This window comes from Amycolatopsis tucumanensis, from assembly GCF_021654135.1.
In the GTDB taxonomy this organism is placed as follows: Bacteria; Actinomycetota; Actinomycetes; order Mycobacteriales; family Pseudonocardiaceae; genus Amycolatopsis_E; species Amycolatopsis_E tucumanensis.
In genome coordinates this window covers 1-9,299 of the sequence record NZ_JAKGSD010000108.1, presented here as the reverse complement: position 1 = coordinate 9,299, position 9,299 = coordinate 1, and the positions used below count along the sequence as shown (strand labels likewise).

The window sequence follows — 9,299 nt, the reverse complement described above, 5'->3', positions numbered from 1 at the left end:
GGTGGCTCGGCAACCGATTTGGCTGGGGATCGGGTTGCGGGAGGGGAGTGGTTCGAGGGGTTGGGCTGCCGTTGCCGGCTGCCGGTTTTGGCGGTTTTGTCAGTTGAGGGTGGCGTGGGTTGGTTGTAGGGCGTCGATTGTTCGGACGCCCAGTAGCTGCATCGTTCGCACGATTTCCTGGCGCAGGATGTCCACGCAGCGCTGGACTCCCCGTTCGCCGCCTGCCATGAGGCCGTACAGGTACGCCCGGCCGATCAGGCACATCGACGCGCCCCTCGCCATCGCGGCCACGATGTCGCCGCCGGAGAGGATTCCGGTGTCCACCCACACTTCCGCGTCGCCGCCGACGGCGTCCAGCGTGGGCGTCAGGAGTTCCAGCGGGGTCGGCGCTCGATCGAGCTGGCGGCCGCCGTGGTTGGACAGCACCACCGCGTCCGCGCCGTGCTTCACCACGTCCCGTGCGTCGTCCGGGTTCTGGATTCCCTTGACGACCAGCTTGCCCTTCCAGGTTTCCCGCACCCACGCCAGGTCGTCGAAGCTGAGCGTCGGGTCGAAGAGGGCGTTGATCAGCTCCGCGACGGTGCCGTCCCACGAACCGAACGACGCGAACTCCAGCGGCTCCGTCGTGAGCAGGTTGAACCACCACGCCGGGTGCGTCGCGCCGTCCAGGAACGTGCGCAGCGTCAGCGTCGGCGGGATGGTCAGGCCGTTGCGCACGTCCCGCATCCGCGCGCCGGCCACCGGCGTGTCCACCGTCAGCAACAGCGTGTCGTAACCGCTTTCCTCCGCGCGCCGCATCAGCTCCGCGCCCGCCGCGTGGTCGCGCCACACGTAGAGCTGGAACCACTTCCGCGCGTGCGGGGCGGCCTTCGCGACGTCCTCGATCGAGGTCGTCCCCATCGTCGACAACGCGTACGGGATGCGTTCCCGCTGCGCCACCCGGACCACCGCGCGTTCGCCCTCGTGGTGCATCATCCGCGTGAAACCGGTCGGCGCGAACGCGAACGGCAACGCCGACCGCTCACCGAGCACCTCGACACTCGTGTCCACATCGGACACCCCGCGCAGCACGTTGGGGTGGAACTCCACACTGCGGAACGCCTGCCGGGCGCGGCGCAGGCTGTCTTCGAGCTCCGCGGCGCCGTCGGTGTAGTCGAACACCGCCCGCGGCGTGCGCCTGCGCGCGATGGTGCGCAGGTCGGCGATCGTGTGGGCGTTCGACAGGCGGCGGTCGGTCGGGTTGAGCTTCACCGGTTTCGGTCGCAGGATCTGCTGCAGCTCACTGGGCCTCGGCAAGCGACGTCGCGTCATAGATACATCATCGGGGATGACGACGTGCGAAGGCCACCCGCGCGAAGCACGCGGGTGGCCTTCGAAAAACCGCGGATCAGGCGTTTCCGGCGTCGGTGAGCTGCGGGCCCGCCGCCGACACGTCGTGGATCCGGTACTTCCGGGCGGCCTCGACCACCTTCTCCTGCGCGACCTCACCGCGCTTGGCGAGCGCGGCCAGCGTGGCGACCGTGATCGACTCGGCGTCGACCAGGAAGTGCCGCCGCGCCGCCGGACGCGTGTCGGAGAAGCCGAACCCGTCGGTGCCCAGGGTGAGCATGTCGGTCGGCACCCACGGGCGGATCAGGTCCGGCACCGCGCGCATCCAGTCCGACACCGCCACGACCGGGCCGGTCGCGCCGGACAGCGCCTGCGTCACGTACGGCACGCGCGGCGAGTCGCCCGGGTGCAGCAGGTTGTCCCGGTCGATCTCCACCGCCTCGCGGCGCAGCTCCGACCACGACGTCGCCGACCACACGGCCGCGCGCACGCCCCACTCCTCGGCCAGCATCGTCTGCGCCTTGAGCGCGTCCGGCATCGTCACACCGGACACCAGGATCTGCGCCTCCGGACCGTCGCCCGACGGCGCCTCCGCGTACCGGTACAGGCCCTTGAGCAGACCCTCGACGTCGAGGTTCTCCGGCTCGGCCGGCTGCCGGTACGGCTCGTTGTAGACCGTCATGTAGTAGAAGACGTTCTCGCCGTTGCCCTCCGGGCCGCCCTCGCCGTACATGCGGCGCAGGCCGTCCTTGACGATGTGGGCGATCTCGAACGACCACGCCGGGTCGTACGCCACCACAGCCGGGTTGGTGTGCGCCAGCAGCAGCGAATGCCCGTCGGCGTGCTGCAGGCCCTCACCGGTCAGCGTGGTGCGGCCCGCGGTGGCGCCCAGCACGAACCCGCGCGCCATCTGGTCCGCGGCCGCGTACAGGCCGTCGCCGGTGCGCTGGAACCCGAACATCGAGTAGAAGATGTAGATCGGGATCATCGGCTCGCCGTGCGTGGCGTAGGACGTGCCCACCGCCGTGAACGACGACGTCGACCCGGCCTCGTTGATGCCCTCGTGCAGCAGCTGGCCGTGCTCGGACTCCTTGTACGCCAGCATCAGGTTGGCGTCCACCGACGTGTAGGTCTGCCCGTGCGGGTTGTAGATCTTCGCCGTCGGGAACATCGAGTCCAGGCCGAACGTGCGGGCCTCGTCCGGGATGATCGGCACGATCCGGTGGCCGATCTCGGCGTCCTTGGCCAGCTCGCGCACCAGCCGCACGAACGCCATCGTGGTGGCGACCTCCTGCTTGCCGGAGCCCTTCCGGATGGCCTCGTACACCTTGTCACCCGGCAGCACCAGCGGCTTGGCCCGGTTGCGCCGCTCCGGCACGAACCCGCCGAGGGTCTTGCGGCGGCCCACCATGTACTCGATCTCGGGCGAGTTCGCGCCCGGGTGGTAGTACGGCGGCAGCTTCGGGTCGCGCTCCAGCTCCTCGTCGCTGATCGGGATGCGCTGCGCGTCCCGGAACAGCTTCAGGTCGTCCAGCGTGAGCTTCTTCATCTGGTGCGTGGCGTTGCGGCCCTCGAACGCCGGGCCGAGGCCGTAGCCCTTGATGGTGTGGGCCAGGATCACCGTCGGCTGACCGTGGTGCTCCATCGCCGCCTTGTACGCCGCGTACACCTTGCGGTAGTCGTGGCCACCGCGCTTGAGGTTCCAGATGTCGGCGTCGCTCAGGTCCTTGACCAGGTCCTTCGCGCGCGGGTCGCGGCCGAAGAAGTGCTCGCGGACGTAGGCGCCGTCGTTGGCCTTGTACGTCTGGAAGTCGCCGTCCGGCGTGACGTTCATCAGGTTGACCAGCGCGCCGTCGCGGTCGGCGTGCAGCAGCGAGTCCCACTCGCGGCCCCAGATGACCTTGATCACGTTCCAGCCCGCGCCGCGGAAGTACGCCTCGAGCTCCTGGATGATCTTGCCGTTGCCGCGCACCGGGCCGTCGAGCCGCTGCAGGTTGCAGTTGATGACGAAGGTCAGGTTGTCCAGGCCCTCGCCGGCGGCCACGTGGATGAGGCCCCGCGACTCCGGCTCGTCCATCTCGCCGTCGCCGAGGAACGCCCACACGTGCTGGTCGGAGGTGTCCTTGATGCCGCGGTCGCGCAGGTACCGGTTGAACCGGGCCTGGTAGATCGCGTTCATCGGGCCGAGGCCCATGGACACGGTCGGGTACTCCCAGAAGCCCGGCATCAGCCGCGGGTGCGGGTACGACGGCAGGCCGCCGCCCTCGCCGGCGTGCGACAGCTCCTGGCGGAAGCCGTCGAGCTGCTGCTCGTTGAGACGGCCCTCCAGGTAGGCGCGGGCGTAGATGCCCGGGGAGGCGTGACCCTGGATGAAGACGTGGTCACCGCCGCCGGAGTGGTCCTTGCCCCGGAAGAAGTGGTTGAAGCCGACCTCGTAGAGCGCCGCCGACGACGCGTACGTGGAGATGTGGCCGCCGACACTGACGCCGGGGCGCTGGGCGCGGTGCACCATGATCGCCGCGTTCCAGCGGATGTAGGCCCGGTAGCGGCGCTCGATCTCCTCGTCGCCGGGGAACCACGGCTCGTTCTCCGTGGGGATGGTGTTGACGTAGTCCGTCGCGGTCAGCGGCGGGACACCGACGTTGCGCTCGCGGGCGCGCTCCAGGATCCGCAGCATCAGGTAGCGAGCCCGCTGCTGGCCGCCCCGGGCGAGTGCCTCGTCGAACGAGTCCAGCCACTCGGCTGTCTCCTCGGGGTCGATGTCGGGCAGGTGGGCCGCCAATCCGTCACGGATGACGCGGACCCGGGCCGGGGCCCGATCGGTGCTGGCGCCGGTGCCTGCGGCCTGGTCGTTCTGGGGGGCCAAGGGATCTCCTCGCCGGTTGTCACTTCGCGTTCGGGGCACGGGTGCCTCAGTTCGGCCGTGCCCTCTCTGTCATGGTCGTCTAGTCCGGGCTTCCCGTCATCGCTACTGAGCGGTAACGTTCACCTATGTCCGCGCGCGCACGCGCGCGCGTTATGCCCACCCTAGGCCAGGTGTGCCCGGACGGGTGCCGCCGAGGGTCGTTTTGCGGTCGCGAACACGTCCCCCGGGGCCCTACGCTGCGCTACGAGTTGACAGAGATCCGGTGTGGACGGTTGCGCCGGAGGCTCCGGGCGTGTTCGCTACACCCATCCGTATGTCGAGTGGGCGGCGCCGTGCCGCCCGCGTCGTGAGTTGGAGGAGTGACAGCAGTGGTCGCCGCTGGAGACGCTGAGTACAGCAGCGTCGCCGAGAGGCTTGGCATCAAGCCGGACATGGTTGTTCAGGAGATCGGGTGGGACGAGGACGTCGACGACGACCTGCGTGCCGCGATCGAAGAACATATCGGCGGCGATCTCCTCGACGAGGACGCCGACGAGGTCATCGACGTGGTTCTGCTGTGGTGGCGGGAGGACGACGGGGACCTGGTCGACGCGATCATGGACGCCCGGTCGCCCCTCGACGAGAACGGCATCATCTGGGTCCTGACGCCCAAGACCGGGCAGCCGGGGCACGTGGAGCCGAGTGAGATCGCCGAGGCGGTGCCCACCGTCGGGCTCGCGCAGACCTCCAACATCAGCGTCGGCCCGAACTGGGCCGGGACCAAGCTGGTGCCGCCGAAGTCGAAGTCGAAGCAGCGCTGAGCGGCCGCACGCTAAGGTGAGCGTGCGGCAAGTGCAACGTTGGCGATGCGAAAGGTGCTTCGATGGCGGTCGAGGTCGGTTCAGCAGCTCCGGATTTCACCCTGAACGACTACAACAAGCAGCCGGTCACGCTGTCGTCGTTCCAGGGCGACAAGGCGGTCCTGCTGGTCTTCTACCCGTTCGCGTTCAGCGGGATCTGCCAGGGCGAGCTCTGCCAGCTGCGCGACGAGTTCGCCGAGTACGACGGCCAGGGCGTGCAGGTGCTCGGTGTGTCGGTGGACACACCCTTCTCGCTCAAGGCGTGGGCCGAGCAGCAGGGCTACCAGTTCCCGCTGCTGTCGGACTTCTGGCCGCACGGTGAGGTCGCCAAGCTCTACGGCGTGTTCAACGAGGGCGCCGGGCTGGCCAACCGGGGCACCTTCCTGATCGACAAGGGCGGCGTGGTGCGCTACGCCGAGGTCAACCAGCCGGGCGAGCCGCGCGACCAGCTCGCCTGGAAGCGAGCGGTGGCCGAGCTGCCCGAATGATGCTCGCACCGGCGGTGCCCCCGGGTTGGGCGCCGCCGGTCCGGGGCGCATAGCTCAGCGGAAGAGCACCTCCCTTACAAGGAGGGGGTCGCAGGTTCGAACCCTGCTGCGCCCACCGTTTTCGGTAGCCGGTAGCCGGTAGCCGGTAGCCGGTAGCCGGTAGCTGCCTTTTCTGGCGTTCTGTCTCGTTGTGGGGCAGGCACCGGATGGCTTGGCCCACCCACACGGGTCCTTTGGCGAAGCGGCGCCGGACGGGCGCACCCGTTGCTCCGGCCGGCGGTGTTCCCCGGGCGGGGTTCTTCTGCCACCGTCATCGGGTGCCGCCGGAGCCCGATCCGTTCAACCCCCGCCCGGCGCGGAGCGCGATGCTCGCCGCGATCGGGTGGACTGTGCTGGTCGCCTTCCAGGTGATCGTCTGGGGCATCCTCTCCGACTGGGAGCTGTGGATGCGGATCACGCTCCCCGCACTCAACGCCGCGATCGCCGGCTACTGGTGGCTTCGATTCGTCCGCCTGCGCCGCGAGTGAGCCGAACGCCATGGCCCGCGCGGCGACCCAGCCGAGCATCGTTCGGCCCAGGAACAAGGTGATCACGACGATGGCGCCGAGGGCGACGACCCCCAGCGTTCTCTTGATCAACAGTCGCCTGGGGAGCGGCGCCGGACGGGCGCACCCGTTGCTCCGTCCGGCCGCGACCCGGCTGAGCGTCGTCCGGTCCGGCAACGGTCACCGGAAATTGGAGTGCGCCTCCAGCCCGGCGCCGGGCAGGCTGCCGTCGTGGAACGTGACTTCATCTCGCGCCTCGCGCATTCCGACCATCCCATCGCGGCGCCCCTCGGGGACGCCGCGGTGAGCGCCCTGCTGGAGCGGGCCCTGCCGCGTGGCGACGAGCGCCTCCTCGACCTCGGGTGCGGTGGCGGCGAGTGGCTGCTGCGCGCCTTGGCGCTGGCGCCCGGGGCCACGGCGGAAGGCGTGGACGTCTCCGAGCCTGCCCTCGACCACGCTCGCCGGGAGGCCGAGCGCCGCGGTCTCGCCGGGCGCCTCACGCTCCACCAGTCCGACGCGGCCGGCTTCGTCCCCGAACAGCCGGCCGACGTCGTCTTCTGCGTCGGCGCCACCCACGCCTTCGGCGGTCTACTGCCGGCCCTCGCGGCGGTCCGGAAGGTCCTCGCGCCCGGTGGGCGCGTCGTCGTCGGCGAGGGGTACTGGGAGCGCGAGCCGAGCGCGGCCGCTGTCGAGGCCCTCGGCGACCTCGCGGACCTCCCCACCACGGTCGACACGATCACCGCCGACGGCTGGGTGCCCCTCTACGGTCACCTCAGCACCCGCCACGAGCTGGACGACTACGAGTGGAACTGGACCGGCTCACTCGCCGCCCGCAGCCTCGGCCAGCCCGACCTTCTCGCCATCGCCGCCGCCCACCGGGACGGATGGTTGCGCGGCTACCGGGACTGCTTCGGCTTCGCCACGCTCCTGCTCGCGCCCGTCAGCTGACCGGCCCCTTTCCCGGGATCCGCGGCGCTGGTAGTTGTTGCCAGGGCTGGGCATCACGTTGTGGGAGGTCGACGATGACTACCTCGAGGCGGGATTTTCTGCGCGCGGCAGCGCTCGTGGGGGCGACGGCGGTGGCGGCTCCGGCGCCGGCGAGCGCGGGCCAGGGCGGTGCGGCACCGGGCGGGCCGGGCACTGACACCACGTTCACCCCGGCGGACAAGCTCGGGTTCGGCACCGCCCGCTCGGCGAGCCCCGTCTGGTTCACCCTGCAGGACGGGCGGCTCTCCGAGGTCTACCACCCAGACCTGAGCACCCCGGCGAGCCGGGAGACGCAGATCGTCGTCACCGACGGCGAGTCCTTTGTGGAGCGTGTGTCGGACGTCGGGCACCGCACGGAGCTGCCCGACGCGGAGGTGCCCGCGTACCGGCAGACCGCGCGCGGCACCGGCTGGACGCTCACCACCCGGTACGTCACCGACCCGGACCGCGACTCCGTGCTGATCGACGTGGAGTTCCGGTCGCGGCGGCCGTTGCACGTGTACCTGCTGCACGATCCGGCGCTGGGCGGCGAGGGCACGGCCGATCGCGCCTTCCCGCAGGCCGGCGCGCTGGTGGCGTCCGACGGTTCCACCGCGAGCGCCATCCTCGCCCGCGGCGGGTTCAGCGAGTCGACGGTCGGCTACGCGGGCGTCAACGACGGCTGGACCCAGCTGGTGGCCGGCCGGGGACGGCTGGACCGGCACTACGCGACCGCCGGGCCGGGCAACGTCATCCAGCTGGGGCGGTTGCGACTCGACGGCACGTCCCGGACCCGCGAGCTGGTCGCGCTGGGTTTCGGGGCGGACGGTGGCGCCGCGGTGCGCGTGGCGCGGGGTTCGCTGGGCCGCGGGTTCGACTCCGCCGCGTCGGCGTATGCCGCGGGGTGGCGGCAGTACCTGCGGAGCCTGCCGGCCGCACCCGAGGGCGCGGACCGGCGCATCTACGCGACGTCCGTGGTGGCGCTGGCGTGCGGCGAGGACAAGCGGAACCCGGGCGCGTTCATCGCGTCGCCGTCGATGCCGTGGGCGTTCGGGTTCGACCGGGCGGTGGCGCCGGAGTACGGGTCCTACCACCTGGTGTGGCCGCGGGACCTGTACCAGATCGCGACGGGCCTGCTCGCCGCCGGTGACCGCGTCGCCGCCGAGCGGTCGCTGGACTACCTGTTGCGGATCCAGCAGCCGGACGGGCACTGGCCGCAGAACACCAAGGTGTCGGGGGAGCCGTTCTGGACGTCGATCCAGCTCGACGAGACCGCGGCGCCGATGCTGCTGGCGTGGCTGCTCGACCGGGACGATCCAGCCACAGTGGACAGTCTGGAGCGTGGTGGCGATTTCCTGTTGTCGTACTCGAAGGACGGGTACCCGTCGCCGTACACCGAGCAGGAGCGGTGGGAGGAGCAGAGCGGGTACTCGCCGTCGACGATCGCGTCGGTGATCGCGGGCTTGGTGTGCCTGGCGGACCTGATGCGCCACGCCGGTCGCGATCCCGCTCGTTTCCTGGAGGCGGCGGACCGCTGGCACGCGGCGGTCGACGGCTGGACGGTCACGCGGAACGGGCCGCACGCACCGCGCCCGTACTTCGTGCGCCTCACCAAGGACGGCGACCCGAACGCCGGGACCACCTACAACCTGGGCAACAACAACCCGGACCCGGCCGACCAGCGAGCGGTCGTAGACGCCGGTTTCCTGGAACTGGTGCGGCTCGGGATGCGGCAGCCGCACGACCCGGTGGTGGTGAACTCGCTGGCCGTGGTCGACGAGCAGATCTCGACGGTGACCCCGGCGGGCAGGCACTGGCACCGGTACTCGGGAGACGGATACGGCGAACAAGCCGACGGCGGCCCGTGGAACGTGAACAGGGCAGACGTCTTGCGCACGTACGGCCGGCTGTGGCCGATCTTCGCCGGCGAGCGAGGGGAGTACGAGCTGCTGGCCGGCGACCGGGCAGCAGCGGCGGGACGGTTGCGGGACATCGCGGCCTGCGCCGGTGCGACGGGCTTGCTACCGGAGCAGGTGTGGGACGTGAACCCGCCCTACCCAGCGGTGCGGCCGGGAACACCAACCGCCTCGGCAACGCCCCTGGCCTGGACACACGCCCAGTACCTGAGGCTGGCATGGTCCGTGGCGAAGGGACGCCCAGTGGAGTACCCGACGGTGGTGGCAGAGCGATACCTGACGCACTAACAAACAACAAACCGCCACCCGGCAACGCAAAGCAGCCGACCACTCCAACCAGACCTCCCCCG

At 70.6% G+C, this 9,299-nt stretch carries 7 protein-coding genes and 1 tRNA gene; 6 read left to right on the top strand and 2 right to left on the bottom strand.

The features are described 5' to 3' along the window. Window positions 1-99: 99 nt before the first annotated feature. Window positions 100-1,311: an alpha-hydroxy acid oxidase gene (locus L2C96_RS43660; protein WP_237340262.1), complete on the bottom strand. Its 1,212-nt coding sequence runs from the start codon at window positions 1,309-1,311 to the stop codon at window positions 100-102. Between the two features lie 76 nt (window positions 1,312-1,387). Continuing rightward, window positions 1,388-4,195, bottom strand: a complete 2,808-nt coding sequence (aceE, locus tag L2C96_RS43655) for a pyruvate dehydrogenase (acetyl-transferring), homodimeric type (protein WP_237340261.1) — start codon at window positions 4,193-4,195, stop codon at window positions 1,388-1,390. A gap of 368 nt (window positions 4,196-4,563) precedes the next feature. On the opposite strand from aceE, the gene L2C96_RS43650 reads away from it, so the two are divergent. The 6 genes from L2C96_RS43650 to L2C96_RS43625 all read left to right on the top strand — a co-directional run bounded on the left by L2C96_RS43650 (window position 4,564) and on the right by L2C96_RS43625 (window position 9,237). Continuing rightward, entirely contained in the window at window positions 4,564-4,995 is a 432-nt protein-coding gene (locus L2C96_RS43650) for a DUF3052 domain-containing protein (RefSeq protein WP_017984111.1), read from the top strand. A 62-nt stretch (window positions 4,996-5,057) separates the two neighbouring features. Next, window positions 5,058-5,522, top strand: coding sequence for a peroxiredoxin (locus L2C96_RS43645; protein ID WP_020422489.1), 465 nt, complete (start codon window positions 5,058-5,060; stop codon window positions 5,520-5,522). 43 nt (window positions 5,523-5,565) lie between these two features. Then, window positions 5,566-5,637, top strand: a tRNA-Val gene (locus L2C96_RS43640). Window positions 5,638-5,839: 202 nt separating this feature from the next. After that, window positions 5,840-6,049, top strand: coding sequence for a hypothetical protein (locus L2C96_RS43635; protein ID WP_237340260.1), 210 nt, complete (start codon window positions 5,840-5,842; stop codon window positions 6,047-6,049). A 249-nt stretch (window positions 6,050-6,298) separates the two neighbouring features. Beyond that, window positions 6,299-7,015 (top strand): SAM-dependent methyltransferase, encoded by a 717-nt coding sequence (locus L2C96_RS43630; protein WP_237340259.1) that lies wholly within the window; start codon window positions 6,299-6,301, stop codon window positions 7,013-7,015. A gap of 74 nt (window positions 7,016-7,089) precedes the next feature. Further along, window positions 7,090-9,237: a glycoside hydrolase family 15 protein gene (locus L2C96_RS43625; RefSeq protein ID WP_237340258.1), complete on the top strand. Its 2,148-nt coding sequence runs from the start codon at window positions 7,090-7,092 to the stop codon at window positions 9,235-9,237. Window positions 9,238-9,299 lie beyond the last annotated feature (62 nt).